Annotated in this window: 22 protein-coding genes; all 22 read right to left on the bottom strand. The window is 41.3% G+C overall.

The features are described from left to right. Nucleotides 1-75: 75 nt before the first annotated feature. Nucleotides 76-546, bottom strand: a complete 471-nt coding sequence (rimP, locus tag NST81_RS07535; protein WP_003354620.1) for a ribosome maturation factor RimP — start codon at nt 544-546, stop codon at nt 76-78. 160 nt (nt 547-706) lie between these two features. After that, nucleotides 707-5,038, bottom strand: a complete 4,332-nt coding sequence (locus tag NST81_RS07530) for a PolC-type DNA polymerase III (protein ID WP_341029153.1) — start codon at nt 5,036-5,038, stop codon at nt 707-709. A gap of 182 nt (nt 5,039-5,220) precedes the next feature. After that, nucleotides 5,221-6,927: a proline--tRNA ligase gene (locus NST81_RS07525; protein ID WP_048623187.1), complete on the bottom strand. Its 1,707-nt coding sequence runs from the start codon at nt 6,925-6,927 to the stop codon at nt 5,221-5,223. Nucleotides 6,928-7,132: 205 nt separating this feature from the next. Continuing rightward, nucleotides 7,133-8,389, bottom strand: coding sequence for an RIP metalloprotease RseP (rseP, locus tag NST81_RS07520; protein WP_048623186.1), 1,257 nt, complete (start codon nt 8,387-8,389; stop codon nt 7,133-7,135). Between the two features lie 16 nt (nt 8,390-8,405). Then, the gene (gene dxr, locus NST81_RS07515; protein ID WP_040341512.1) at nt 8,406-9,548 is read right to left on the bottom strand and encodes a 1-deoxy-D-xylulose-5-phosphate reductoisomerase; all 1,143 of its coding nucleotides are present in this window, start codon (nt 9,546-9,548) and stop codon (nt 8,406-8,408) included. A 33-nt stretch (nt 9,549-9,581) separates the two neighbouring features. Then, nucleotides 9,582-10,370: a phosphatidate cytidylyltransferase gene (locus tag NST81_RS07510; RefSeq protein ID WP_048623185.1), complete on the bottom strand. Its 789-nt coding sequence runs from the start codon at nt 10,368-10,370 to the stop codon at nt 9,582-9,584. A 222-nt stretch (nt 10,371-10,592) separates the two neighbouring features. Continuing rightward, complete coding sequence (locus tag NST81_RS07505) at nt 10,593-11,369, bottom strand: isoprenyl transferase (RefSeq protein WP_048623184.1); 777 nt, start codon at nt 11,367-11,369, stop codon at nt 10,593-10,595. Nucleotides 11,370-11,611: 242 nt separating this feature from the next. Beyond that, nucleotides 11,612-12,169 carry a ribosome recycling factor gene (frr, locus tag NST81_RS07500; protein WP_003354612.1) on the bottom strand — a complete coding sequence of 186 codons (558 nt, stop codon included), beginning with the start codon at nt 12,167-12,169 and terminating at the stop codon, nt 11,612-11,614. Continuing rightward, the gene (gene pyrH / locus NST81_RS07495) at nt 12,166-12,894 is read right to left on the bottom strand and encodes a UMP kinase (protein WP_048623183.1); all 729 of its coding nucleotides are present in this window, start codon (nt 12,892-12,894) and stop codon (nt 12,166-12,168) included. Before pyrH ends, frr begins: the two co-directional genes overlap by 4 nt. Nucleotides 12,895-13,095: 201 nt before the next feature. Further along, nucleotides 13,096-13,977 carry a translation elongation factor Ts gene (gene tsf / locus NST81_RS07490; RefSeq protein ID WP_003354610.1) on the bottom strand — a complete coding sequence of 294 codons (882 nt, stop codon included), beginning with the start codon at nt 13,975-13,977 and terminating at the stop codon, nt 13,096-13,098. Between the two features lie 151 nt (nt 13,978-14,128). Next, complete coding sequence (gene rpsB, locus NST81_RS07485) at nt 14,129-14,857, bottom strand: 30S ribosomal protein S2 (protein WP_003354609.1); 729 nt, start codon at nt 14,855-14,857, stop codon at nt 14,129-14,131. A 150-nt stretch (nt 14,858-15,007) separates the two neighbouring features. Next, nucleotides 15,008-15,541, bottom strand: coding sequence for a hypothetical protein (locus tag NST81_RS07480; protein ID WP_341029143.1), 534 nt, complete (start codon nt 15,539-15,541; stop codon nt 15,008-15,010). 25 nt (nt 15,542-15,566) lie between these two features. Continuing rightward, complete coding sequence (locus NST81_RS07475; protein ID WP_048623181.1) at nt 15,567-16,349, bottom strand: FliA/WhiG family RNA polymerase sigma factor; 783 nt, start codon at nt 16,347-16,349, stop codon at nt 15,567-15,569. A gap of 355 nt (nt 16,350-16,704) precedes the next feature. Beyond that, on the bottom strand, nt 16,705-17,202 hold the full coding sequence (locus tag NST81_RS07470) for a chemotaxis protein CheD (RefSeq protein ID WP_003354605.1): 498 nt from the start codon (nt 17,200-17,202) through the stop codon (nt 16,705-16,707). Then, a complete protein-coding gene (locus tag NST81_RS07465; RefSeq protein WP_048623180.1) occupies nt 17,195-17,836 on the bottom strand; it encodes a chemotaxis protein CheC in 642 nt (213 codons plus the stop codon). Before NST81_RS07465 ends, NST81_RS07470 begins: the two co-directional genes overlap by 8 nt. 12 nt (nt 17,837-17,848) lie before the next feature. Continuing rightward, nucleotides 17,849-18,289, bottom strand: a complete 441-nt coding sequence (locus NST81_RS07460) for a chemotaxis protein CheW (protein ID WP_048623179.1) — start codon at nt 18,287-18,289, stop codon at nt 17,849-17,851. A 17-nt stretch (nt 18,290-18,306) separates the two neighbouring features. Beyond that, entirely contained in the window at nt 18,307-20,346 is a 2,040-nt protein-coding gene (locus tag NST81_RS07455; protein ID WP_048623178.1) for a chemotaxis protein CheA, read from the bottom strand. A 15-nt stretch (nt 20,347-20,361) separates the two neighbouring features. After that, nucleotides 20,362-21,441 carry a protein-glutamate methylesterase/protein-glutamine glutaminase gene (locus NST81_RS07450; RefSeq protein ID WP_341029138.1) on the bottom strand — a complete coding sequence of 360 codons (1,080 nt, stop codon included), beginning with the start codon at nt 21,439-21,441 and terminating at the stop codon, nt 20,362-20,364. Continuing rightward, nucleotides 21,434-22,309, bottom strand: a complete 876-nt coding sequence (locus tag NST81_RS07445; protein WP_048623176.1) for a MinD/ParA family protein — start codon at nt 22,307-22,309, stop codon at nt 21,434-21,436. The genes NST81_RS07450 and NST81_RS07445 overlap by 8 nt, the downstream gene beginning before the upstream one ends. Before the next feature lie 4 nt (nt 22,310-22,313). Then, entirely contained in the window at nt 22,314-23,444 is a 1,131-nt protein-coding gene (gene flhF / locus NST81_RS07440) for a flagellar biosynthesis protein FlhF (RefSeq protein ID WP_341029135.1), read from the bottom strand. After that, on the bottom strand, nt 23,441-25,471 hold the full coding sequence (gene flhA / locus NST81_RS07435; RefSeq protein WP_061778453.1) for a flagellar biosynthesis protein FlhA: 2,031 nt from the start codon (nt 25,469-25,471) through the stop codon (nt 23,441-23,443). Before flhA ends, flhF begins: the two co-directional genes overlap by 4 nt. Nucleotides 25,472-25,499: 28 nt before the next feature. Next, on the bottom strand, nt 25,500-26,582 hold the full coding sequence (flhB, locus tag NST81_RS07430) for a flagellar biosynthesis protein FlhB (protein WP_048623173.1): 1,083 nt from the start codon (nt 26,580-26,582) through the stop codon (nt 25,500-25,502). Nucleotide 26,583 lies beyond the last annotated feature (1 nt).

Below are 26,583 nucleotides of genomic sequence, written 5' to 3'. Positions count from 1 at the left end.
ATAACGTTCATTCGAAAGCGGATCCCTTTCCACGGATTGTGAACAGACTGACTCGCTTTGAATAGAATCCTTTCATTAAAAGAAGGAAACGGCTAAACGGGCTTTGGCCACTTTTTGGAACGGAATGATGACTTCTTTTTTCCGTGTTTTCACGCGGATTTCTAACACCAATTCATCATCACGAAACGATATCATTTTCCCTTCAAATTCTTTTTCGCCATCAATAGGTTCAAAAGTTTTAACATGAACGTGCTTTCCAACGGCTTTTTCGAAATCGCTCTTTTTTTTCAGCGGCCTCTCCGCTCCGGGCGATGAAACCTCCAAAAAATAATTATGGGAAATTGGATCCAATTCGTCTAATTTTTCGCTTAAACGTTCGCTGACCGTTCCGCACTCTTCGATGTCCACGCCTTCCTCTTTATCAATATAGACGCGAAGAAACCAATTTTTTCCTTCTTTTACATATTCGACATCGACTAAGTCGAGTTTCATATCGTCCAGTATGGGTTGGACTAGCCGCTCTACTAATTCTGTAATTTTACTCATAGAAACCTCCTGGCCGAAAAAAATTTACCAAGAATGAAAAATAGGATAACAAACACGAAAGAGTGGGGACACCCCACTCTTTCAAAAGAGAGTTATTGTTAGTATTTCCACTAAAAATATACCATAACCATTAAAATTATGCAATAGTGCGGAATAATGGCTAAAACAAGGACAATTGATTTTGTTCAGGAAGAGCATCCAGGCAGCCATGTTGATCCAAATATTCCATGATCGTTTTCGACACTTTTCCTCTTTGCTGCAAGTCCTCTTTTGATAAAAACTCGCCTTCAGATCGTGCTTTCACAATATTTAAGGCCACGCTTGTTCCAAGACCCGGGATGGCATTAAACGGCGGAATGAGCGCATCGCCATCGATGATAAATTCAGAAGCGCTCGACCGTTCGAGATCAACCATTTTAAATTTGTAGCCTCTTTCACACATTTCAAGCGCCATTTCTAAAACCGTCAACAAGCTTTTCTCTTTTGGCGAGGCATCCAAACCTTTGGCATTGATTTCTTCGATTCGAGCACGGATAGCCTGAGAGCCGCGTACCATCGCATCAAGATCGAAGTCCTCCGCTCTTACCGTAAAATAGGCGGCATAGAATAATAGCGGATGATGAACCTTAAAATAAGCAATTCTGACAGCCATTAAAACGTAAGCGGTCGCGTGGGCTTTAGGGAACATATATTTTATTTTTTTGCAAGAATTGATATACCATTCCGGTACATCATGATTCCTCATTTCCGCTTCCATCTCTTCCGTCAACCCTTTACCTTTGCGGACGGATTCCATGATTTTAAAAGCAAAACTTGGCTCTAAGCCTTGATAAATCAAATAAACCATGATGTCGTCACGACAACCGATCACGTCGCTTAATTCGCACGTGCCATTTTGAATTAATTCTTCTGCATTTCCAAGCCATACATCCGTTCCGTGAGACAATCCGGAAATTTGCACAAGCTCCGAAAAAGTGGAAGGCTTTGTGTCTTCCAGCATTTGCCGAACAAATCGAGTACCGAACTCAGGAATGCCAAGCGTTCCTGTTTTACACATGATTTGCTCTTCTGTAACTCCCAACGGTTCAGGGCTTTGAAAAATTTTCATCACTTCCGGATCATCGGTCGGAATCGTCTTCGGATCAATACCGCTCAAATCTTGAAGCATCCGGATAACGGTCGGATCATCGTGGCCGAGAATATCCATTTTCAGCACATTATCATGGATTGAGTGGAAATCAAAATGGGTCGTTCTCCATTCAGAAGATTGATCGTCAGCCGGATATTGGATCGGCGAAAAATCGTAAATATCCATATAATCCGGAACAATGATAATCCCTCCCGGATGTTGCCCCGTTGTCCTTTTTACACCTGTACATCCTTGAGCAAGGCGGTCGATTTCGGCCCCTCTCAATTGCAAATTGTGGTCTTGGGCATATCCCTTCACATAGCCGTATGCCGTTTTATCAGCCACAGTGCCGATCGTTCCAGCTCGATACACATTATCTTCACCGAAAAGCACTTTTGTATAATTGTGGGCTCTAGGCTGATAATCTCCGGAAAAATTCAAATCGATATCCGGTACTTTGTCGCCTTTGAATCCCAAGAAAGTTTCAAATGGAATATCATGTCCATCTTTTTTATATTTGGCTCCGCACTTAGGACAATTTTTGTCAGGCAAATCAAATCCTGATCCGACAGATCCATCGTTAAAAAACTCTGAGTGTTTGCAGTTTGGACAGACATAGTGCGGCGGAAGAGGATTCACTTCTGTAATTTCTGTCATCGTGGCGACAAAGGATGATCCTACAGATCCCCGCGACCCGACAAGATAGCCGTCTTCCAGCGATTTTTTTACAAGTTTATGGGAAATTAAATAAATAACGGCAAATCCGTGCCCGATAATACTTTGCAATTCTTTTTCCAGACGGGCTTCCACTATTTCCGGAAGTGGATCGCCGTATATTTTTTTTGCCCGATCATAGCTCATTCGCCGAATTTCTTCCTCTGCTCCCTCGATTTTCGGTGTGTACAGTTCATCTTTAATCGGCTTCACTTCTTCAATCAAATCAGCAATTTTATTGGTGTTTTCCACTACGATTTCTTTCGCTTTTTCTTCCCCTAAAAATGAAAATTCTTCAAGCATTTCATCCGTCGTCCGAAAATGAACTTCAGGCAACTGATAACGATTCAGTGGATTGGCGCCGCTTTGTGACCGTACCAGTATTTCGCGATATATTTTATCGGTCGGATTCAAATAATGCACATTCCCGGTTGCTACTACAGGGATATGCAATTTTTCTCCAAGTTTCACGATATTGGAAATGATCTCCTCTAAATCTTGTTCGTTCTTGATCAAACCTTGTTCAAGAAGCGGAGCATATACGGGTTTTGGATGAACTTCCAAATAATCATAAAATCGGGCCATCTCCTCTACTTCTTCAGGAGCTTTTTGCATCATTCCCACAAATACCTCGCCTTTATCGCAGCCGGATCCGACAATGATGCCTTCTCGGTATTGTTGCAGCTTTGAGCGCGGAATCCGCGGAACCCGGTAGTAATAGTCGATATGGGCGATCGACACCAGTTTGAATAAGTTTTTTAATCCTTTTTGATTTTGCGCGAGCAGCGTGCAATGGAACGGACGGCTCCGCTTATAGGCCTCTCCTTCCCCCATATGCTCATTAAACTGGTGATGGTATTCAATTCCTTTTTCTTTGGCGTCCTTCAGCATTTTCAACAACAAATAACCGGTTGCTTCCGCGTCATAGATCGCTCTGTGATGCTGCGTCAATTCTACATCAAATCGTTTTGCCAACGTATTTAACCGGTGATTTTTCAACTCCGGATAGAGAAATCTGGCAAGTTCCAGAGTATCGATAACCGGATTTTTTGCTCGTTCCAGCCCAATTTTTTGGAAACCGACATTTAAAAATCCCATGTCAAATGTAGCATTGTGGGCTACTAAAATCGAATCTCCTGCCCATTCAAAAAATTCTTTTAGAACGACCTCATCATCCGGTGCATTTTCCAGCATTTCATCCGTAATTCCCGTCAATTCGATCGTTTCCGCTGATAACGGGTGATGCGGATTGGCAAACCGTTCAAATCGATCAATAATTTCCCCATCACGAATTTTTACGGCAGCCAGTTCAATTATGGTGTCGTATACAGCTGAGAGTCCCGTCGTTTCCACGTCAAAGACAACAAATGTATCATCGGCAAGCAGGCGGTTTGCGTCGTTGTACGCGATGGGAACACCGTCATCCACTAAGTTTGCTTCCAATCCGTACAGCACTTTGATGCCATGCTTTTTGCTGGCGCTGTATGCTTCCGGAAAAGCCTGTACGACGGCATGGTCTGTGACCGCAATCGCTTTATGACCCCATTTTTTTGCCTGAGCAATTAGGTCGGAAACACTGGTGACAGCGTCCATCTGACTCATTGGAGTATGAAGATGAAGTTCCACTCTCTTTTCATTTTCAGGAGCTTTGTCTTCCCGCACTACCGCTTTCACTTCATTAATATCATTGGCGATCATCACAAGGTCGCGGACAAACGTATCGTTTTGTACAGAACCGCGAACCCTGAGCCACATCCCTTTTTTCACCTTGTTTAACAGAGCAGCATCTTCTTTATCTCTTGAAAACATTTTGACTAAGATCGAACTAGTGTAGTCGGTGATTTTAAAAGTAAGAAGTGTTCTGCCGCTTCTTAACTCTTTTGTTTCCGCATCAAACACATAACCTTCGATCGTAACTCGACGTTCCTCATCTACGATATCTTCCAGCTTCCGGAAATCAGCATCATCTTTTATGGCATATCCGATCATTAGCGGACCATCATCTTCTGCACTTCCATTGGCCTCTTCATTCTTACGTTCTTCTCGTTTCCGCATTTCCGCAATGGCTTGCTTCGCTCTCTCTTCATCTTCTTTTTGTTTTTCCTGCAAAAATTGCGCATATTCTTGCATGTCTTGCTGCTGACTGATCTCGACATCCACCTGCAAAAGGGGGAATCCATAGTTTTGATAGTTTGCTTGAATGAAAGAACCATATTTTCTTTTGATCGTCAAAGCTTCCATTTCGCCGGGGGCTTGAATCAACAGTTTGTTTCCTTGGAGAACCGGTTCCTGGGTTTCAAGAATTTTTCTCACCGGCGGAGAAATTCCATCCAAATTTCGAATACAATCTTGCCAGTAACCTCTTATCAAATCTTCTGTGAACGAAGGATCGAGCACTTTTGCAGAAAAGGTGACATCCGCGATTTCCCGAAAAGCAATGGATAGCTGCTGCTGCAGTTGTCTCCAAATGGCCGCCGGGATGATTCGCTCAAACGTAAAATGAAAATGCCACTTTTTTTCTTTCCGCAATACGGTTAATTTATCGATTTCAGCGTTGCAAAAATAGGTTTCAAGCTCTTGGTTTTTCAAATTCAACTGCTCAAGAAGCAGCTGAAACCGTTGCTTTTTCCCTTCGGCCTTTTCATTCATTTGTGACCTCTCCCAATTCGTTTAAATTTCTTCATACTACTATCATCTTAAAAAAAGACCACTAGTCTTTCAATAGAAGGAAACTTTCCTTTCTATAAATCCCCCAATTCATTCCATTCAAAAGAGAAAAAGGCGCCTTTCAGGCACCTTATAAGCATCGACCGGCTTGTCCAAAAGATTTTTTACAAGCGCTCAAAAATAGATGCAAGTTGAGAAACAATGTCAGATGCAGGGACTTCAAACGTTTCTTGTGTTTTACGCACTTTTACTTCGACAATGCCTTCAGAAGCTTTTTTTCCGACGGTTACACGAACAGGAAGCCCGATTAAATCAGCATCGGCGAATTTCACACCGGCACGTTCCGGACGATCATCAAACAACACTTCGTACCGCTCTTTTTGAAGCGATTGATAAAGTTGTTCCGCCAGTTCTCTTTGAACTTCATCTTTTGTATTGACCGCAATTAAATGTACATCGAACGGAGCAATTTGTTTAGGCCAAATAAAACCTTTTTCATCATTAAATTGTTCTGCCACAGCTGAAACCGTTCTGGAAACTCCTATTCCATAGCATCCCATAATCATCGGTTGAGATTTTCCGTTTTCATCTAAATAGTAAGCCCCCATCGCTTCGCTATATCGCGTGCCAAGCTTAAACACGTGGCCGACTTCAATTCCTTTCGCAAATCGAATCGTTCCTTTTCCATCCGGAGAAGGGTCGCCTTCTTGAATAAAACGTAAATCTGTATAGGCTGTCACTTGAAAATCTCTTTCCGGATTCACATTGACAAAATGCCATCCATCTTCATTCGCGCCGCAAACTCCGTTGACAATAGCTTGGACTGCATGATCGGCAATCACTTGAATACCTTCTTTTACTTCTACAGGTCCGAGTGAACCAATAGGACAGCCTAAAACGGATTTCACTTCTTCGGGACTAGCCAATTCCACTACACTTGCCTGAAAATAATTTTTTACCTTGACGTCATTTACTTCGTGGTCTCCACGTACAAGCACAAGTACGTACTTATCATCCACTTTGAAAAGAAGCGTTTTAATGCAGCGTGTTTCTTCTACGTTTAATAACTTTGAAACTTCTTCAATCGTTTTGGCATTTGGTGTGGAAACTTTCTGCCTTTCTTTTAACGGTTCATCCGGTTTTTCGTATGTAGACACTACCGGCGCCATTTCTATGTTTGCTGCATAATCAGACGAGTCGGAGTAAGCAATGGTATCTTCACCGATTTCAGAGAGCACCATAAATTCGTGCGTATCTTTTCCACCCATGGCCCCAGAATCGGCAATAACAGCACGAAAGTTCAATCCTAATCTCCTGAAAATATTAGAATAAGCTTGAAAAATACGATCATAGACTTCGTCTAAACTTTGTGTATTAGAATGAAAAGAATAAGCGTCTTTCATGATAAATTCCCTGCCGCGAAGCAGTCCAAAACGAGGACGCTTTTCATCACGAAATTTTGTTTGAATTTGATAAACGATGAGCGGCAAGCGTTTATATGATTTGATTTCATCACGAACAATGCTCGTAACGACTTCTTCATGAGTCGGTCCTAGTGCGAATTCGCGGTCATGTCGATCTTTTAAACGCATAAGCTCCGGGCCGTATGTATACCATCTTCCGGATTCTTGCCATAATTCAGCTTGTTGCAAGCTGGGCATCAACATTTCGACTGCTCCGGCTGCATCCATTTCTTGACGTACAATTTCTTCTACTTTCTTTAAAACTCTCTTCCCTAAAGGCAAAAAAGTATAAATTCCACTTGCTGTTTGGCGGATAAATCCCGCTCTAAGTAAAAGCTGATGGCTTTTTGTTTCCGCATCAGCAGGAATTTCTCTCATAGTTGGTATAAGCGTTTGACTTTGTCTCATCTTTAGCACCCCATCATTTCTAATACTTCTATCTTGTTTCAAATATCGCTGCTTCGCAGGGAGTCTCCTCATCAGGCAACAAACGATCGATCATTTTTTCATACATACATCCATGATTTTTCTATTGGTCGTGAATAAACTTTCAAACTTATCTTTCGTTTCATCGCCTTTTGAGGAATTTTCATTTCGATTATGAAGCATTGATTTATAAAAAGAATCTTTGGATGTCATTCCATGTTACCACAATCATCAGCAGCATTAATAGAGCAAATCCGATAAAATGAACAAGTCCTTCTTTCTGTTGATCGATCGGTTTTCCTCTAACTGCTTCAATGGCAAAAAACATCAAACGGCCTCCATCCAACGCCGGAATGGGAAGCAAGTTCATAATGCCAATGTTAATACTTAGCACTCCCGCCCATTTGATTAAATAAATAATTCCTGATTTGGCGACGGTCTCGGTGGATGCGTAAATACCAACAGGTCCTGACAACATGTTAATGGAAAAACCGCCCGTGATAAGTTTCCCTAACAAGTGAAAAATCTCAACGGTCCAAGAATACGTTTCTTCAGCCGCATAAGTAATAGTGCCGAACACTGACTTCTCAACAGGGTTATAAACGCCAATAATCCCAATCGTTTTCCCATCGATTTTCTTTGCTTCGGGAGTTACAGGAACTTCCAGCGTTTTCTTGCCTCGTTCTATACTGAAACGAAGTTCTTGTTCCGGATGTTTTTGAATAATGGACACAATATCGTTCCAGCTGTTCGTTTCTTTTCCATTTATGCTCAGTACAACATCGCCTTCTTTTAATCCAGCTTGTTTTGCAGCGCCATTATCCGTTAATTTCCCCAATTCAGGTTGATTGGTTGGAACTCCTTGCAAGGCGGCAATTAACAAAAAGGCAATAAACGCTAAAACAAAATTCATCATAGGTCCGGCAAAAATCGTCATCGCTCTTTTGCCAAGAGACTTGGAAGCAAATTGACGGTCTAAAGGCGCAATTTGCGTTTCAATGCCATTTTCAACGATAACTGCTTCTCGATGGACAGGAAAAGTTTTTAACTCTTCTTCGCCATCTTCATAGCCACGGATCAACAACTCTTTTTCCAAGTCAGCGTACTCTACTTCCACTACTTTTGCATTCGAATAGCGGTCTTTTCGATTTAATATGATTTTCACCGCTTCTCCTTTGTCATTAAGGATGAGACCGGCGCGATAACCAGGTTTTAATTCAACCGTTTCCGCATCTTCGCCGGCCATTCTGACATATCCGCCGATCGGCAATAAACGAATCGTATAGACGGTTTCCCCTTTTTTGTGTGCAAAAATCTTCGGACCAAATCCAATGGCGAACTCACGGCAAAGGATCCCTGCTCTTTTAGCAAAAATAAAATGGCCAAATTCATGGAAAAACACGAGAGCTCCAAAAATCACAACAAAGGCTAAAATTGTACTCAAATGAATAACCACCTTTTTATAATAGTGAGTCGATAAATCGGCGTGTTTCTCGATCGATGCATTGAATGGATTCTAAATCCGGGTCTTTTATTAGTGTATGCCATTCTAGCGCTTTTCCGATTAATTCTTCAATTTTGAGGAAAGAAATTTTTCCATCCAAAAAGGCTTTTACTGCCACTTCGTTTGCCGCATTCAACACAGTAGGCATGCTGCCTCCTGCTTTTCCTGCTTCATAAGCAAATGCAAGACAACGAAAACGGTCAAAATCTACTTCTTCAAAATGAAGAGACCCAATGGCTGCTAAATTGAGCCGCTTTGTAACAGGTAATGGAAGCCTTTCAGGATAAGTTAAAGCATATTGAATTGGAACACGCATATCAGGAGTTCCGAGCTGAGCAATGACAGAATGGTCCTGATATTCTACCATAGAATGAATAATACTTTCACGATGAAGTATAACATCGATTTGTTCATATGGCATTTGAAAAAGCCAGTGCGCTTCGATGACTTCCAATCCTTTATTCATCATGGTAGCCGAATCAATGGTGATCTTGGCACCCATCGACCAATTCGGATGGTTCAAAGCTTCTTCACGAGTAACGTGTCGCAGCTCTTCTCTCGTTCGATCACGAAAACTTCCTCCTGAAGCCGTTAATATGAGCCTAGCAACATTTTGGCTGTTTTCACCTTGAAGACATTGGAAAATAGCCGAATGTTCGCTGTCCACAGGCAAAATATCGACATGATATTTTTGGGCAGCTCTCATCACCAAATGGCCAGCTGTAACGAGTGTTTCCTTATTGGCCAATGCAATTGTTTTCCCCGCTTTGATCGCTTCCAACGTTGGAATCAGTCCAACGCTCCCCATGACTGCATTGACAACCGTATCCGATTCAGAAAAAAGGGCTGTCTCCGTTAAACCTTTTTCTCCATATACGAATTGAACGAAAGGAAATTCTCCTTTCAGCCTTAAAGCATCATCTTTTTCCAATACGGACACAAGCTTTGGAGAAAATTCTTTAATAATTTTTCGCGTTTCCTCTATATTTCGTCCGGCTGAAAAAGACGATAATCGGAAATAGTCTGAATGCTGCCGGATAATATCCAATGTTTGCCTTCCGATAGAACCGGTTGCCCCCAATAGACTGATGTTCTTCAAAAAACTCATCTCCTCCATATTGGTTCCGCCGTCTTATATGATGTGAAAAATATGTATCAACGGCAGAACAAACAGCCAGCTGTCACAGCGATCTAAAATTCCGCCATGTCCAGGCAAAATATTCCCAGAATCTTTAATATTATAATGCCGCTTCAGTGCGGATTCAACCAAATCGCCAATTTGTCCAAAAACAGCCATCACGAGAGCCGCTATCAAGAGCTTCGCTAAAGGCACCTCCAAATGGATCGAGAACGCAAAGACAAATGCGACTACACAGGCGGAAAGAATGCCGCCAAAAAAACCTTCGACTGTTTTTTTAGGACTGATTTCAGGCCACAATTTTTTCTTTCCAAACGATCTTCCTATTAAATAGGCGCCGATGTCAGTCGCCCAAATGATAAACAACGCCAAAAATACATAAGCCACTCCCGCATTTCTCGTTTCGATTAAATAATAGAACCCGAACCCTACATACAGTGCGGAAAGAACTCCAAACGCCGCATCATCAAATGTAAAACGATTTTTGGTGACGACTGTATACATTAAATAAATCAACACCAAGAAAAGCAAAAGTTCAAGCTTATGATACCCCCATTTTTCTATGAGGTTCTCATACCGATTCGGAATGAGCAATAGCCATAACATAATGAAAGGGATCACGCTTTCAAGCGACAATAGCCGAATTTTCTTCATTTTCAGTGCTTCATAAAGCCCCACGGACGCCATTAAATACGTTAATATTAGAAACGGCCATCCTCCATAAAGAACAATAGGCAAAAAGATGGCTGCCGCTATGACACCAGTTATAAATCGCTGTTTCATACGATTGACTCCTCACTTTTCTCCATACCAACTTTGATTACATACGCTACTATTCCATATTAAATCCCTCGATCACCGAATTCATCTTTCTACGTTATCTCAGACAATGCCATTTGATTTCAAATAATTTTTTCAAGCTCTTCTATGATCTTCATTCCTTGATCGATGATAACGGATCTTTACAAACCGCTTTGCTTGATCATCCTCTTTCGTGAATGGACATTAGCCTAATCCACCAAAGCGGCGTGACCGTTTTTGATAAGATTCCACCGCTTCAAGAAAATGGTGTTCTGAAAAATCCGGCCAAAGAGTATCTGTAAACCATAGTTCCGTGTAGGCCAGCTGCCAAAGCATAAAGTTGCTTAAACGGATTTCCCCGCTTGTACGTATCAACAAATCCGGATCAGGCAGCTGTTTCGTCATTAAATAGCGGGAGAAAGTTTCCTCATTTAAGAGCTTTTCGTTCATTACGCCGTTTTTAATGTCTTCCAGTACATGATGGACGGCTTCCATAATTTCTGCTCTGCTTCCATAATTCAAGGCGAAATTAAGAATAAGCCCGTTATTCTGTTTTGTATCATTGATCGCTTTTTTAATGGCATCTACCGTATAGGAAGGCAATTGCTGTTGGTTGCCCATCATTTGCACTTTTACATTTTCTTCAACCAGTTCTGGCAAAAACGTTCCAAGAAACTCTTGGGGAAGCTTCATTAAATAGTCCACTTCCTTTTTGGGACGTTTCCAATTTTCGGTTGAGAAAGCGTAAAGGGTCAATGCTTTCACGCCTAAACGATTGGCGAGCCGAGTGATTTTGCGAACGGTTTTCATTCCCTCGTGATGACCGGCAATTCTCGGTAAGGCGCGTTTTCTCGCCCATCTTCCATTTCCATCCATAATGATGGCGACGTGGCTCGGAATGGGGCCTTTTTTAACAATCTCCATTCGTTCTTCCAGTGAGAGATTGTTATGGGTTTTCCAAAGCTTGTTTTTATTAATCATATAACATCCTCCACTTCGCATCCTTACCAATCATTTATCGCGATAAGCGCTCATTGGTGTTTATTTTTCACACGGTGCAAATCTATAATACCAAAAACTTGAGACAGTATCTCTATTAATTACCGATCTTCCTCATTTTTTCGATGGAATTTCACAATCCATCCCAGCGATAGACACATCAATAAAAACGAAGTATGTATATAACGGAAAAACCCCCTTTTGGCAAGAGGGTTTTCACACGATCAAACTTCCATAATTTCTTTTTCTTTCTTTTTCGCCATGTCGTCAATCTTTTTCACATGTTCATCGGTAATCTTTTGGACATCTTCTGTATAGCCGCGTAAATCGTCCTCTGTAATTTCCCCGTTCTTCTCTAATTTTTTCAAATCTTCGTTTGCATCCCTGCGAACATTCCGTACTGCTACTTTCGCTTCTTCCGCTTCTTTTCGCACTAATTTTACTAATTCTTTGCGGCGTTCTTCGGTAAGCGGCGGAATCGTGATGCGAATGACGCTGCCATCGCTCGTAGGCGTCAATCCAAGATCCGATTTTAAAATCGCTTTTTCCACTTCTCCGACAACGGATTTGTCATAAGGCTGAATGACAAGCAATCTAGCCTCCGGAACTGAAATCGATGCCAGTTGATTCACCGGTGTAGGCGCTCCATAGTAATCCACTACTACTTTATCAAGCAGCGATGCGTTTGCACGCCCTGCCCGAATCGTCGCCAATTCCCTGGATAAAGCTTGAATCGCTTTTGACATTTTGTCTTTCGCTTGCTCAATCACTTGTTTTGTCATTCGGCTTTCCCCCTTATCATCGTTCCAATGGATTCTCCTAAAACAGCCTTTTTAATATTGCCTTTTTCCATAATAGAGAATACAATGAGCGGTATATCATTGTCCATACATAACGAGGAAGCAGTGGAGTCCATTACGGCCAGACCTTCTTTTAACATATCCAGATAGGAAATCTGATCGTATTTCACAGCCGATTTATCCACTTTTGGATCTGCAGAGTAAACACCATCTACATTATTTTTGGCCATTAAGATGACTTCTGCTTCAATTTCCGCCGCACGCAACGCAGCCGTCGTATCCGTAGAGAAATAAGGGTTTCCGGTGCCGGCGGCAAAAATCACAACCCGTTTCTTTTCCAGATGGCGAATGGCCCTTCTTCTTATATAAGGTTCCGCCACCTGTCTCATTTCAATGGAAGTTTGTACACGAGTTTCAATTCCAAGCTGCTCTAAGCTGTCTTGAAGCGCCATTGAATTCATGACCGTTGCCAACATTCCCATATAATCAGCGGTGGCACGATCCATTCCCATTTCGCTTCCGGTTTTCCCGCGCCAAATATTTCCTCCCCCAACGACTACTGCCACTTCGACACCAAGTTCAGCAATTTCTTTCACTTGTTCCGCAATGGATTTCACGACTTCCGGGTGAATGCCAAAGCCCCGATCCCCAGCCAGCGCTTCACCGCTTAATTTTAATACAACACGTTTATATTTTGGAACGCTCATAAGAACCTCCGTATGTAAATCACTAGTTTTTATCGTTTAGCTGTGTACCTTCTTAATTTAATGTCATGTCATTCTGAAAAAAAGGGAACACATTGTGTTCCCTCTATTCCCTCGATTTCCGAGAACAAAAAACGTTCATCTTGTTTTCAAATAAGGCATAGTGAGTATCTTCTCACTCAGATATTCTTGGAAAGGTCGAAATTATTTTTTCATTTGATTCATTACTTCTTCAGCGAAGTTTTCTTGGCGTTTTTCAATTCCTTCTCCTACTTCGAAACGCACAAAATCTTTGACAGTTGCACCTTTAGATTCAACGAATTGGCGAACTTTTTGATCAGGGTTTTTAACAAAGGATTGTTCAAGCAGACAAATTTCTTCAAAGAATTTGTTAAGACGTCCTTCAACCATTTTTTCAACAATTTTTTCAGGTTTTCCTTCATTGAGAGCTTGCTGTTTCAAAACTTGACGTTCGTGCTCTACTTCTTCTTGCGGCACTTGGTCGCGAGAAACGTATTTTGGATTCAAGGCAGCAGCATGCATAGCTACATCTTTTGCTACACTTTCATCCGTCGTTCCACTTAAGAGGGCAAGAACGCCGATTCGTCCACCCATATGCAAATATTCACCAAAAACTTCATTTTCGCCTTTCGTCTTCACTTCGAAACGGCGAAGAGTTAATTTTTCACCGATTTTAGCGATGGCTTCATTGATGTATTCACTTACTTTTGCGCCATTTTCCATCGTTTGGTCAAGAGCTTCTTCGACTGTTTTTGGTTCATTTTTCAAAATATGTTGAGCCAATTCTTTTACGAGATTTTGGAAGCTTTCGTTTTTAGCCACGAAATCTGTTTCGGAGTTGACTTCCAAAATAACGGCTTTATTTCCTTCGCTTAACAGATAAGTTGTTCCTTCAGCTGCTACGCGGTCAGCTTTTTTGGCAGCTTTGGCCATTCCTTTTTCACGAAGAAAATCGATCGCTTTTTCCATATCGCCATTCGTTTCTGTCAGCGCTTTTTTGCAATCCATCATGCCGGCGCCCGTTTTTTCACGTAGTTCTTTTACCATTTGCGCAGTAATTGCCATCTTTTTTTCCTCCTTAAGAATATATGTACTAAGCCGCAATAGCCGAAACAGCCATCCAGCTTTTGATTTCACCGTAAAATTTCTTAAAAAAAGGTGATAAGGGCCTTCCCTCTTATCACCTTTTCATTTTTATCTTGATTGGCGCTGGAGCTTATTCAGCAGCAACTTCTGCCGTTTCAGAAACTTCAGCTGTTTCTTCACCTTGTTTAGCTTCTAAAATAGCATCCGCCATTTTTGAAGTCAGAAGTTTAACAGCGCGAATCGCATCGTCATTCGCAGGAATGACATAATCAATTTCATCCGGATCACAGTTCGTATCAACAATACCGATAATCGGAATATTCAATTTCCGTGCTTCTGCTACTGCGATACGTTCTTTGCGTGGATCGATCACAAACAAAGCGTCAGGAAGTTCTTTCATATCTTTAATGCCGCCAAGAAATTTCACAAGGCGTTCATGTTCTTTTTTCAGCTGAACGACTTCTTTTTTAGGCAATACATCGAATGTGCCGTCTTCTTCCATTCTTTCGATGTCTTTCAGACGTTGAACACGTTTTTGAATCGTTTGGAAGTTGGTTAACGTTCCACCGAGCCAACGATGATTTACATAATACATTCCGGAACGCTCTGCTTCTTCTTTTACGGATTCTTGTGCTTGTTTTTTCGTACCAACAAAAAGAACTTTTCCGCCGTTAGCAGCCAATTCTTTAACGAATTGATAAGCTTCTTCTACTTTCTTCACGGTTTTTTGAAGATCGATAATATAGATGCCGTTGCGTTCTTGGAAAATGTATTTTTTCATTTTCGGATTCCAACGGCGTGTTTGGTGTCCAAAATGCACACCTGCTTCTAATAATTGTTTCATAGAAATAACAGACATTTTTTCTTTCCTCCTATGGGTTATTATCCTCCGTCCTCTTCATATTTAAACAGAGACTGACAAAAATCAGCACCCTCTGATTAAATCCGAGAACGTGTGTATTCACACCAAAAGATACTATATCATAATCAAATCTAACTATCAAGCTTATCATTGCCCATTTGTTCGAAATTTTAAAAGCAGTTGTATTTCTGTTGTACCTTTATTTAATTTATGCGCAATTTCTTCAATCGTTAAACCCTTTTTTTGTAAAAACAATACATTTTCATATAAGTCGTCTTCCGTCCAATCCAATACGTCCATCTCCGTTTTGGATTCTTTAGACCCAACGACCGACGGTTCTTGCTGGTATTTTTTCAACGCTTCTTTTTTCGAAACGACAGGCTGTTTGGACTGGGTCCATTTCCGTTCATCCTGTTTCGACTGAATCTCGAAACTTTCCTTTTTATGCTTAAGCTGCGGCTGTTCAGCATCCATGGACGATATTTTTTTCAGAAATGCTTCATTTTCATCTTTCATTTGAAGAAGATAGGTTGATAACAATTCTTCCGTATCTTGAATCATTTTTTCTTGCTCCTCTTTTAATCCGAAAAGGCGGTTTTGTCTCATGTAAAGGAGCACAACAGCAAACAGTGTGATGACATTAAAAATAATGGATATGAAAAACAAAAAAGTTGACACCATGATTCCCACCTGAATTTCAATTCTTTTAGCAGCGAAAAGGGATGCCGCTGACTTTTTTTAGCTTGTTCCGCAATTTAAAAAGAGCTTTCGAATGGATCTGTGAAATTCGTGAAGTGGAAAGATTCAGAATCTCTCCAATTTCAGTCAATGTTAACTCCTCCTGATAAAATAGGCTCAGCACTAATTTTTCTTTCTCAGACAATCCCGCTATTTCACGGGATAACTCTTGGATTAACTCCTCTTTGACAACCTCTTCTTCAGGAGTAGAGATTCGGTCATCTTTGATATCGTAGCCTTTTCCATCCATTTCCTCTTGATCTTTTATTTGATCGTCCATCGATAATATGTTGGCCGTATAATATTCAGCCATGATTTGTTGAAGTTCCTCTACGCTCATGTCTAGTTCGTTTGCGACTTCTTCCGCCGTGACATGTCTTAAAAATTGCTGCTCTAATTCTTCGATTTTGGCTTCGATTTTTTTCGCTTTTTCCCTCGTCCCTCTTGGAAGCCAGTCCTCTTTTCTGAGCCCATCTAATATTGCTCCTCTAATACGAAAAGAAGCGTATGTATCAAACTTTAAATCTCTGGACGGATCAAATTTTGTCAACGCATCCACCAAGCCTAAAAATCCGAGGCTTTTGAGTTCATCCCGGCTTACATTTTTCGGCATGTGAACAGAGAGGCGCTGAACATGATAACTGACAAGCGGAGTATATCGTTTGACAAGCAAATCCCCGGCGTCCGGATCTCTTGATGTAAGCCATAAATCCCACCATTTTTTCTCCTCTACAAGTTGTACATCTATCATGATTCTCCTCCTCGAATGTTTCCCAGGGAAGTTTGTGATTCATAGCGAGGCCGATATTCGGTTTTCGTACAACCATTTTTTGTTTGCCTGAATGAATGCGGTAAAAATAGCAGAAAATAGATGATCTTTATTGCGACGGATGTGATTTCGAAACAAACAACAGTCGAGCGAAGCGAATGAAAAATCGTCTATTGCTCTTTGAGACAGTATCCGAGTATACGAAATGATAATACATCTAGTATTCTACTATTTTTTCGATCAGAAGTTTCCTTTTCCCGTCACACACATCTAAAATAACAAACCCTTTCGTCGCCCCTACACTTCGCTTAAAGACGGGCTTCTTTCGAAAAAAATGTTAAATGATGGACACGCCTTTATTCACGGTTCTGATTTCCAAAAGGCCAGTGGAAGGATCAAACTCAATGGTTCTTCCACTGTTACCGCCAACGTCCTCGGCTACGATGGGAATATGTTCTCTGTTCAATTGTTTTTTCACTGCCTCGACATTTCTCGGTCCGATTCTCATTATTTCATTTTTGGACGAGAATTGGAACATTTGTGCTCCTCCGGCAATTTTTGCTTTTAATCGTTTACGCAGCGCACCTTCGTTGATTAACATATCCGTTAATTGGGGAATAGCTGTATCAGCAAATTTGGCTTTATTAAATGTTTCCGTCTTGGCTAGCGAAGAATCCGGCAGCATAATATGAGCCAACCCGCCAATTTTTGTTTTTTCATCAAATATGACAATTCCAACGCAAGAACCTAAACCAGCCGTTCGAATTCGATCGGGTGGGCGCACCACATTTAAATCAGCGATACCTACTTTAATGACTTTTACCGTCTCATTCATCTAGCGGCACTCCCAATGCATCCAAAACTTTCCAAAAGGAATTCGGGTCAGGCAAGAGAAAAAAATGTCCTTTCACGGAATCAGAGGCTTTTCCATCTGCTTCTTTCAAAGTCGTGTCAATAAAAATGGCATAATCGCTGTATTGGGATATTTCAAACAATCCATCACTCATTACGGCTCCCACCATATCAATGGCCAAGGCGGGTACGGACGGAAAAACATGCAGACCCGTAAAATCTCCCAAAGCAGACAAATACGAACCGGACAAAATATTTCCTAATTCTTGAAGCGCCGATAAAGCCATTTCCGAATAGGGCGGATGGTCAAAAGAAAAAGATTGGTCGCCAGTCAGCTTTTGTATAAAAAGTGCTGCCTGTTCCAGCTGGAGGACGAAAAACATGCTTCCTTCAATATCTCCTTCAATCCGCAAAAAAACGCTTGCTACAATGTTGTCCGGTCCGCCCGCCATTTCCATCACGTCATCAAAGTGAAGAATTTGTACAGTGGGAACCACCATATTTATTTTTTTATTCATCAAAGTGGACAAAGCAGTGGCTGCATGGCCCGCCCCGATATTTCCAATTTCCTTGAACGTGTCTAAATGAGCGTTTTGTATCCGATCTAAGTAACTCATCAGCTTTCATCCTTATTTTTCTAGAATTTTTTCAAGACTTAATAAAATAAGAAGCCTTTTTTCCCATTTGACAACACCCGTGATATATTCTGCTTCAATTTCCCCTACCATTTCAGGCTGGGGTTCGATGAACTCTTCGGAAATATCTAACACATCATTCGCTCCGTCCACAATGAACCCTACTTCCATTTCATTAAGCGTCGCAACAATAATTCTTGTACCATCATCAAACTCTTTTTCGGGAAGCCCAAATCGTGTTCTTAAATCAATGATCGGGGTGACCACTCCCCTTAAATTGATCACACCTTTGATAAACGGGACCGTCTTAGGTACTCGAGTAATAGGCATCAATCTTTCGATGGATTGGACTTGATGGATTGGCAGCGCATATTCGTTGTCGCCTAATTGAAAGGCAATAACCTTCAGAACAGAAGGTGCTGATATTTTGCTCATTTTTTCTCTCCCCTTCCCTATTTGATTAGTGCGTTACAATCAATGATTAATGCTACTTGACCGTCTCCTAAAATAGTCGCTCCGGATATGGCAAATACGTTCGTTAGATAATTCCCGAGACTTTTCAATACCACTTCTTGCTGCCCAATAAAAGAATCCACGACCAATGCCGCCATTTTGTCGCCTTTTCGGACGATGACAACTGACAAGTAATCATCTTCCGCCTCTTCTTTCGGTACCTCGAAGAGCTTTTCCAAAAAGAGAAGAGGCACGACTTTCCCTCTAAAATCAATGACTTTTTTACTATGCGCACTTAAGATGTCTTCTTTTTTGATAATGGCTGTTTCGATTATGGAGGATAACGGTATGGCATATTTTTCATTTCCTACTTCGATCAGCATGACTGAAATAATAGAGAGTGTCAGCGGCAGCTGAATAGAAAAGACGGAACCTTTGCCTTCAACTGAGTTGATATTGATGGATCCGCCAATCGATTCAATCGTCGTCTTGACTACATCAAGTCCCACACCTCTTCCGGAAATATCCGTAATACGGTCGGCTGTCGAAAAACCGGATTCCATAATGAGGCCAAATACTTCACTGTCCGTTAATTTCTCCGCTTCCTCTTGAGATACAATTCCTTTATCAATGGCTTTTTTTAATACTTTCTCACGGTTGATTCCCGCTCCATCATCCTCCACTTCAATGAAAACATGGTTTCCGCTTGTATAGGCTTTTAACTTTACTGTACCTTCTATCGGTTTCCCCTTCGCTTTTCTTTCTTCTTTCGTTTCAATTCCATGATCGACAGCATTTCTGAGCAAGTGGACAAGCGGATCACCGATTTCATCTATAACCGTCCGGTCCAGCTCCGTTTCCGCCCCGATGATTTCTAAATTAATTTGTTTATCTAATTCGCGGGCTAGTTTACGAACCATCCGCGGGAAACGATTAAATACCGTTTCAACCGGAATCATCCGCATATTTAAAATAATATTTTGCAAGTCTCCGGAAATTCTGGACATCCGTTCCACTGTTTCAGTCAATTCAGGGTGATTTAACTCACGGGAGATTTGCTCAAGTCGTCCGCGGTCAATCACCAGTTCTTCAAATAAATTCATCAAGCTGTCCAAACGTTCGATGTTGACACGAATCGTTTTATTGGAAACATTTTTGGATTTTCTTTGTTTGCCTCCATCTGCTTGATGATCTTTCGCGTTTTTTTCTGCAGAGGCCTTTTTCTTTTCCTCCTTGTCGGAATGATCTGTTTCTTTTGAATGGTCGCTGGCTTGTTTTGGAGAATCTGCAAAAGGCTGAACGACCACTTTTTCTACTTCTGAAACTTTCATCACTTTCTTTTCAATCTCAGAAGCTTCGTCTTTCGTCACAATCGTTACCGTAAATCGATGATCAAAATGCTCTTCTTCCAACTCTTCTACTGCAGGAACAGATTTAATGATTTCTCCGCATTTTTCAAGAACTTCAAAAATCATATAAACCCGTGCCGCTTTTAACAGACAGTCTTCCTTTAATGTAACGATCACTTCGTAACAGGAAAATCCTTGTTCTTTTGACTGCTGAATAACGGTTGTTTCAAATTCGTCATATTGCACAGAATTCCCTTCACTTGAATGGCTTGGCTCCCGGACTTCACTTTTCTCCTTCTTTTCGACGTTCGATCCGCTTTCAATCGCTTTAAGCCGTGCCACTATCTCCTCTACATTTCTTTTGCCATCTCCACCAGAAGCAATATCTTGAATCATGGCCTCCAAATCATCCACCGAAGCAAAGACAACATCTAATACGTCTGTTGTAACTTTTATTTTATGGTTGCGGATGGCATCCAGAACATTTTCCATTTTATGAGTGAGGTTTGCTAAATCTTCAAATCCCATTGTGGCGGACATTCCCTTTAAAGTATGGGCAGACCGGAATACCTCATTGACGATCTCCATATCTTCCGGGTTTTTTTCAAGCTCAAGAAGATTTTCATTAATAGCTTGCAAATGCTCTTTGCTTTCTTCTATGAATATTTCAAGATATTGAGTCGTTTCCATCTGTTCCACCTCTTCCTAAGACAAATATTTTAAGATTGATTGAGCGATATCTTGAATCGGTTTCACTTCATCAATGACATTCGCTTCAATTGCAGATTTTGGCATTCCAAATACAACGCATGAGTCTTTAGACTCAGCAATGGCATGTACATTGCCTTTTTCTTTTAATTTTATCAGACCATAAGTCCCATCTGAACCCATTCCAGTTAAAATAACGGCAATTTTTTTATAAAATTCCAATTTGCTAGCTGACTCAAAAAGAACATCTACAGAAGGCTTGTGACCATTCATTCGGGGAGATTGATCAAGCGAGATGGCAAGAGACCTTCCTACCTCCTTGATTTTCATATGAAAATTCCCGGGGGCAATATAGGCAACTCCTTTTTTCAACAGCTCACCGTCTTCCGCTTCTTTAACGTAGATGCGTGACAGTTGATTCAAACGATCAGCCAAGGATTTTGTAAATCCTGGAGGCATGTGTTGAACGATTAGAATAGGCGCTCCAATTTCCTTTGGCAGTTGCGGCAGCACTTCTTGAAGCGCTCTCGGTCCACCGGTGGAAGTGCCAATTAGCACTAAACTTTTTGCATATTCTTTCGTACTCCAATGGTTTAACTCCGACTCCCTATTGGACGTCATTAGGCCGCGATCCATCTCGTCTGTATGGACCCGCACGTTGCTTTTCGTTCCTTTTTTTACCTTTGAAGCCAGCAAAAGTTTCGAGATCAATTCATTTTTTACCTTATCCAGATCCAGCGAAATCGGTCCGGACGGCTTTGCCACAAAATCAAAAGCTCCATTTTCAAGGGCTTTAATCGCATTTTCTGTTCCTTCCTTCGTCGTACTCGACAGCATTACAACCGGCAGCTGATAATGGCTGATGATCCATTTTAGCGCTTCAAGTCCGTTCATGACTGGCATTTCGATGTCCATCGTGACGACATCCGGACATAACGTCTTCACTTTTTCTATGGCATCTTTTCCGTTTCTAGCTGTCCCGACCACTTCCAATTCAGGATGTTCGGAAACAAAGTCCGAGATCAATTTTCTCATGAATGCGGAATCATCTACTATGAGTACTTTCTTTTTATCCATCTCCAACACTGCCTTTCAGAAAAAACTGGCGAAGCTTCCCAATAAAACGACCCTTTTGGATGGTTCCCATTGCGTTCGATTGGGACAAATAAATTTCCACGATCGATTTTAATGAGCGGGAAATACTGGAATAAGGATTGTATAAAAAGAAAGGTGTCTGGCTTGCGACTGCATTCTTTACGATTTTATCTTCAGGCAATATTCCAAGTTTTGAAACCTCTTTATGCAAAAATTTCTCCATGGCCATCGATATACGTTCGAGCGTGACTTGTCCTTCTTGATTGGATTCAGCACGATTGCAAATCAAATAAAAATGTTTGTCTTGATCTCTTATTTGAATATATTTCATCATGGAATACGCGTCTGTCACAGCAGTCGGTTCAGGGGTCGTGATCACCAATAAATCATCAACAGACATCAACAGCTCCAAGCTTTCTTTTGATGCTCCGGCCCCCATATCAAACAAAATATAATCATATTCCCACTGCAATTTTGCTACGGACTCGATCCAACGTTGAAAATCATTCTCAGACCATTCAAGAAGACGCCCAAGACCAGAACCGCCGAATATGTAGGAAAAGCCCCCCGGACCGGAAATGATCAGATCCTTCAATTCATATCCGTTTTCTATAAAATCTACAATCGAGCGATCCGCACTAATACCTGATAAAATATGAATATTCGCCATGCCAATATCCAAATCAAACAATAAAACTTTTTTTCCTAACTGCGCCAAAATGACAGCTATGTTCACAGAAATATTGGACTTTCCCACGCCCCCTTTACCGCTGATCACGGCAGCCGTTTTAGCAGGTGACTGATGCAACTCTCTCAATTTCAGCCTTAATCCTTCTGCTTGGTCTTTCATATGCTTACTCCCTCAATATTTCTTTCAAAATGATTTCAGGATTGCCAGTCAATAAATCGTCCGGGACGTTTTGTCCATTTGCCAGGAACCCCACTTTTTTCCTGTACTTGCAAACAAGATTGAACAATGAGCCTTTTCGCTTTGTTTCATCTAATTTCGTAAAAATAAATTGATCAAATGGAAGGTCTTGAAATTTTTCTATTATTTCATCCAAATCTTCTGCTTTGGACGTAAGAGCCAGCACAAGATATGTCTCCATCTCTTCACGGACCGGAATGATTTCTTTTAATTGGTCGATATACTGATTTTCCCGATAATTACGTCCCGCCGTGTCAATCAAAACGAGGTCATAATCCAAAAATTTTTGCGTCGCCTTTTCAAAATCAGCAGAATTATAAACAACCTCTACAGGCACGTTCAGCAAATTGGCATAAGTTTTTAATTGTTCAATCGCGGCAATTCGGAAAGTATCCGTGGTGATAAAAGCGATTTTTTTCTTGTGTTCCAGCACTGCTTTTGCCGCCAATTTCGCCAACGTAGTCGTTTTTCCCACGCCAGTCGGCCCGACAACATTGATATATTTTTTAGCAAATAGTGGGTTGTCGGTTTGAACGGATTGAAGTTTTCTTTTTAAGTAATCAATGGCTCGTTTGCGTATTTCTGTTTCGCTCACTTCGCCCTTGGATTCAATATAAAACGCATATAGCTCGTCCCCGATGGTTCGCACATGGTCGGATCCGATTTCTTTTTGCTCCAATTCTGACAGAATGGAATGAATCATTTCCGGGTATTTGGAACGATCCTCTTTTGATGTCAAAAGAGCGATCATCGACTTTAATTCTTCTAATTCCTGTTTGAGCTGTTGATTTTCGCCGTGGTCAGCTTGCTTTTGCCGTTCTGAAACATGGAGAGGCATTTTCGGCTGTTCCGCTTCCATCCTTTCCATCCTTTCCATCATTTCCAGTTCAGGATCCACAGCGGCAATCACTTCAAATTGTTTCTTTTTAAAAAAACCGAGAAAGCCTCCACCGTACGTAATCTTGGAATTCAGAATAACAGCGTGCTCGCCTAACTCCTTTCTAATTTTTTTCATGGCTTCCGGCATGGAAGGGGCTATAAATTTCTTCACTTTCATTCGATGGTCACCACCCCGACGCTTTGTACTTCCACATTTGGTTCAAGTTCGTTGAAAGATAGGATCGGTAATCGTGGAAAATATCTTTCCAACAGCTGCCTTACAAACATTCGAATTGCCGGAGAACATAAAATGACCGGCATTTGCTGCATGATAGAAACTTCTTCTACTTTTTTTGAAACGGCTTCTATTAATTTTTGCGAATTGACCGGGTCGATCGACAAATAATTTCCATGCTCTGTTTGTTGTACACTATCAGCGATCAATTTTTCCACCTGCGCTGACAAAGTGATCACTTTGATGGTTCCTTCATCGGCATATTGATTGGTAATTTGTCGTGATAAAGCTTGACGAACATACTCGGTTAACAAATCGGTGTCGGATGTTAATTTGCCGTAATCGGCTAGCGTTTCAAAAATGATCGGCAGATTGCGTATCGAAATATTTTCTTTTAACAGTTTTGCCAACACTTTTTGTATGTCTCCAACGGATAAAGGATTCGGTGTTACTTCTTCAACAAGAACAGGATACGTTTCTTTCATATGGTCAATCAATTGCTGCGTTTCTTGTCTTCCGAGCAAATCATGGGCATTTGCTTTCAATACTTCCGTTAAATGAGTGGAAACAACACTCGGTGGGTCGACGACAGTATAGCCCAGCATTTCTGCTTGATCTTTTACTTCTTCCGTAATCCATTTGGCAGGAAGACCGAATGAAGGCTCAATCGTATCAATTCCTTCAATCGAATCCTCTTCTTCGCCGGAATTCATGGCCAAATAGTGATCAAGAAACAACTCTCCTTTGGCCACTTCATTTCCTTTAATTTTAATTCTGTATTCATTCGGGGCTAATTGAATATTATCTCTGATGCGCACAACCGGAAGAATAATCCCCAATTCCATGGCCAGCTGTCTTCGGATCATCACAATCCGATCAAGCAAGTCGCCGCCTTGGTTTGCATCGGCAAGAGGGATAAGTCCATAGCCAAATTCAAATTCAATCGGGTCAATATTTAATAAATTGACGACATTTTCGGGCCGCCGCAATTCTTCTGCTTCGTTCTCTTCTTGAACCTCTTCCGTTTCCACCGGCTCATCCGGAACTTTTTGAAGCCTGTATCCTCCGATCGCAAGCAGCGCCGCAACCGGAATCGTCAGCAAATCATTAATAGGCGTGGCAATTCCAAGCAAAAAAATGGTACCGGCCGTAACATATAACATTTTAGGATAGGATAACAATTGAGACATTACATCTTCGCCAAGATTGCTGTTTGAAGCGGTTCGAGTGACAATGATGCCAGTAGCGGTGGAAATTAATAATGCCGGTATCTGGCTGACAATTCCGTCCCCCACTGTCAACAATGAATAATGATTGGCTGCATCTTGAAACCCCATACCTTGCTGGACCATGCCAATGACCATTCCAAAAATCAAGTTAATGATGACGATAATAATACCGGCGATCGCATCGCCTTTTACAAATTTAGTCGCACCATCCATCGCTCCGTAAAAATCTGCTTCCCGTGAAATATTTTCACGTCGTTCCCGCGCTTCCTGCTCCGATATCATTCCTGCATTTAAATCCGCGTCAATGGCCATCTGTTTACCCGGCATAGCATCTAAAGTAAAACGTGCTGCCACTTCAGAAACGCGTTCTGCTCCTCTCGTGATGACAACAAACTGAATAATGATTAATATGAGGAACACGACTAAACCAACAACCAAATTTCCGCCGACAACAAACGTTCCAAACGTTTCGACAACGCCTCCTGCCTCCCCTTTGCTCAAAATAGAACGCGTTGTCGACACGTTTAAACCTAATCGAAATAAGGTTAATAGAAGCAGCAAAGACGGAAATACGGAAAATTGGAGCGCTTCATTCATATTCATGGTTGTTAACAGCACCAATAACGCAAGAGATATGTTCAGGATAATCAAAATGCTTAATAGCCATGAAGGAAAAGGAATAATAAGCATTGCGACGATTAAAATGACTCCCAGTAACACCGAAAAATCTCTTACCTTCATGATGTTCTCTCCCAACTTTCAATAAGACCTACACTTTATTTTTTAATCGGTACACATACGCCAAAATTTCAGCGACCGCTTTGAAAAATTCTTCCGGTATCCTCTCTCCAATTTCCACCTGGGTGTACAGAGCCCTTGCCAACGGACGGTTTTCAACCGTTTCAACATGATTCTCTTTGGCGATGGCCTTAATCTTTTGCGCCAAATAATCTGCCCCTTTAGCGACTACAACCGGCGCATCCATTTTCTCCTCTTCATATTTCAGCGCAACGGCAAAATGAGTTGGATTGGTGATTACGACGTCTGCGTTAGGCACTTCTTGCATCATTCTTCTCATCGCCATTTCCCGTTGTCTTTGCTTAATCCGTGATTTGATTTGCGGGTCGCCTTCTGAGTTTTTATATTCATCTTTAATGTCTTGCTTTGACATTCGAATGCTTTTTTCAAAATCGTATTTCTGATAAAGATAATCAAACAAGGCCAAAAACAACAGAGCGATCGAAGCAGAAATTCCCATTTGCACCGTTAACGTTCCTACCGTTTTCAATGAATCGGACAATGACTCAAAAGACAGGCCAAGTACTCTGTCCATATTCATCCACAAAATCACAAAGGTCACGGTTCCGACAATGGAAATTTTTAAAATGGACTTCAGTAACTCTACTAGTGCCTTAATCGAAAAAATCCTTTGAAATCCTTTCATAGGATCGATTTTTTCCAGCTTGGGAACCAACGTCTCCGTCGTAAACAAAAACCCAACTTGCAGATAATTGGCGGCTAAACTTCCCACTAATGCGACAAGCAGAAAAGGGCCGACCATATATGCAAAATCTTTCAATACATCTAAAACGATGGATTTTAAGTTTCCTTCCGTAATAGGCATGAGCATATAATCTTGAAAAGAACGTGAAAAGAGCCGCCTCACAATATCGCCAAGAAAAGAAGAAGCAAAATAGAGCGAGGAAAAAACAGCCAACAGATTGATTGCCGTAACGACCTCTTGGCTTTTTGCCACTTGACCTTTCTTCTTCGCTTCTTCCCTTCTTTTGGGTGTGGCTTTTTCCGTTTTCTCCCCCGCAAAAAACTGCAAATCAACGGTCAATAATCTCACT

The sequence above is a fragment of the Bacillus sp. FSL W8-0223 genome, assembly GCF_038006805.1.
GTDB lineage: Bacteria > Bacillota > Bacilli > Bacillales > DSM-4216 > Bacillus_O > Bacillus_O smithii.
Note: the sequence above shows the minus strand (reverse complement) of the source record. Positions and strands in the feature narration are given on the sequence as shown.

What these genes read in the sequence shown, in the direction of transcription:
- rimP (WP_003354620.1), bottom strand. Translation starts at nt 546, where the DNA reads ATGAGTAAAATTACAGAATTAGTAGAGCGGCTAGTCCAACCCATACTG.
- NST81_RS07530 (WP_341029153.1), bottom strand. Translation starts at nt 5,038, where the DNA reads ATGAATGAAAAGGCCGAAGGGAAAAAGCAACGGTTTCAGCTGCTTCTT.
- NST81_RS07525 (WP_048623187.1), bottom strand. Translation starts at nt 6,927, where the DNA reads ATGAGACAAAGTCAAACGCTTATACCAACTATGAGAGAAATTCCTGCT.
- NST81_RS07510 (WP_048623185.1), bottom strand. Translation starts at nt 10,370, where the DNA reads ATGAAACAGCGATTTATAACTGGTGTCATAGCGGCAGCCATCTTTTTG.
- NST81_RS07505 (WP_048623184.1), bottom strand. Translation starts at nt 11,369, where the DNA reads ATGATTAATAAAAACAAGCTTTGGAAAACCCATAACAATCTCTCACTG.
- frr (WP_003354612.1), bottom strand. Translation starts at nt 12,169, where the DNA reads ATGACAAAACAAGTGATTGAGCAAGCGAAAGACAAAATGTCAAAAGCG.
- pyrH (WP_048623183.1), bottom strand. Translation starts at nt 12,894, where the DNA reads ATGAGCGTTCCAAAATATAAACGTGTTGTATTAAAATTAAGCGGTGAA.
- tsf (WP_003354610.1), bottom strand. Translation starts at nt 13,977, where the DNA reads ATGGCAATTACTGCGCAAATGGTAAAAGAACTACGTGAAAAAACGGGC.
- rpsB (WP_003354609.1), bottom strand. Translation starts at nt 14,857, where the DNA reads ATGTCTGTTATTTCTATGAAACAATTATTAGAAGCAGGTGTGCATTTT.
- NST81_RS07480 (WP_341029143.1), bottom strand. Translation starts at nt 15,541, where the DNA reads ATGGTGTCAACTTTTTTGTTTTTCATATCCATTATTTTTAATGTCATC.
- NST81_RS07475 (WP_048623181.1), bottom strand. Translation starts at nt 16,349, where the DNA reads ATGATAGATGTACAACTTGTAGAGGAGAAAAAATGGTGGGATTTATGG.
- NST81_RS07470 (WP_003354605.1), bottom strand. Translation starts at nt 17,202, where the DNA reads ATGAATGAGACGGTAAAAGTCATTAAAGTAGGTATCGCTGATTTAAAT.
- NST81_RS07465 (WP_048623180.1), bottom strand. Translation starts at nt 17,836, where the DNA reads ATGAGTTACTTAGATCGGATACAAAACGCTCATTTAGACACGTTCAAG.
- NST81_RS07460 (WP_048623179.1), bottom strand. Translation starts at nt 18,289, where the DNA reads ATGAGCAAAATATCAGCACCTTCTGTTCTGAAGGTTATTGCCTTTCAA.
- NST81_RS07455 (WP_048623178.1), bottom strand. Translation starts at nt 20,346, where the DNA reads ATGGAAACGACTCAATATCTTGAAATATTCATAGAAGAAAGCAAAGAG.
- NST81_RS07450 (WP_341029138.1), bottom strand. Translation starts at nt 21,441, where the DNA reads ATGGATAAAAAGAAAGTACTCATAGTAGATGATTCCGCATTCATGAGA.
- NST81_RS07445 (WP_048623176.1), bottom strand. Translation starts at nt 22,309, where the DNA reads ATGAAAGACCAAGCAGAAGGATTAAGGCTGAAATTGAGAGAGTTGCAT.
- flhF (WP_341029135.1), bottom strand. Translation starts at nt 23,444, where the DNA reads ATGAAAGTGAAGAAATTTATAGCCCCTTCCATGCCGGAAGCCATGAAA.
- flhA (WP_061778453.1), bottom strand. Translation starts at nt 25,471, where the DNA reads ATGAAGGTAAGAGATTTTTCGGTGTTACTGGGAGTCATTTTAATCGTC.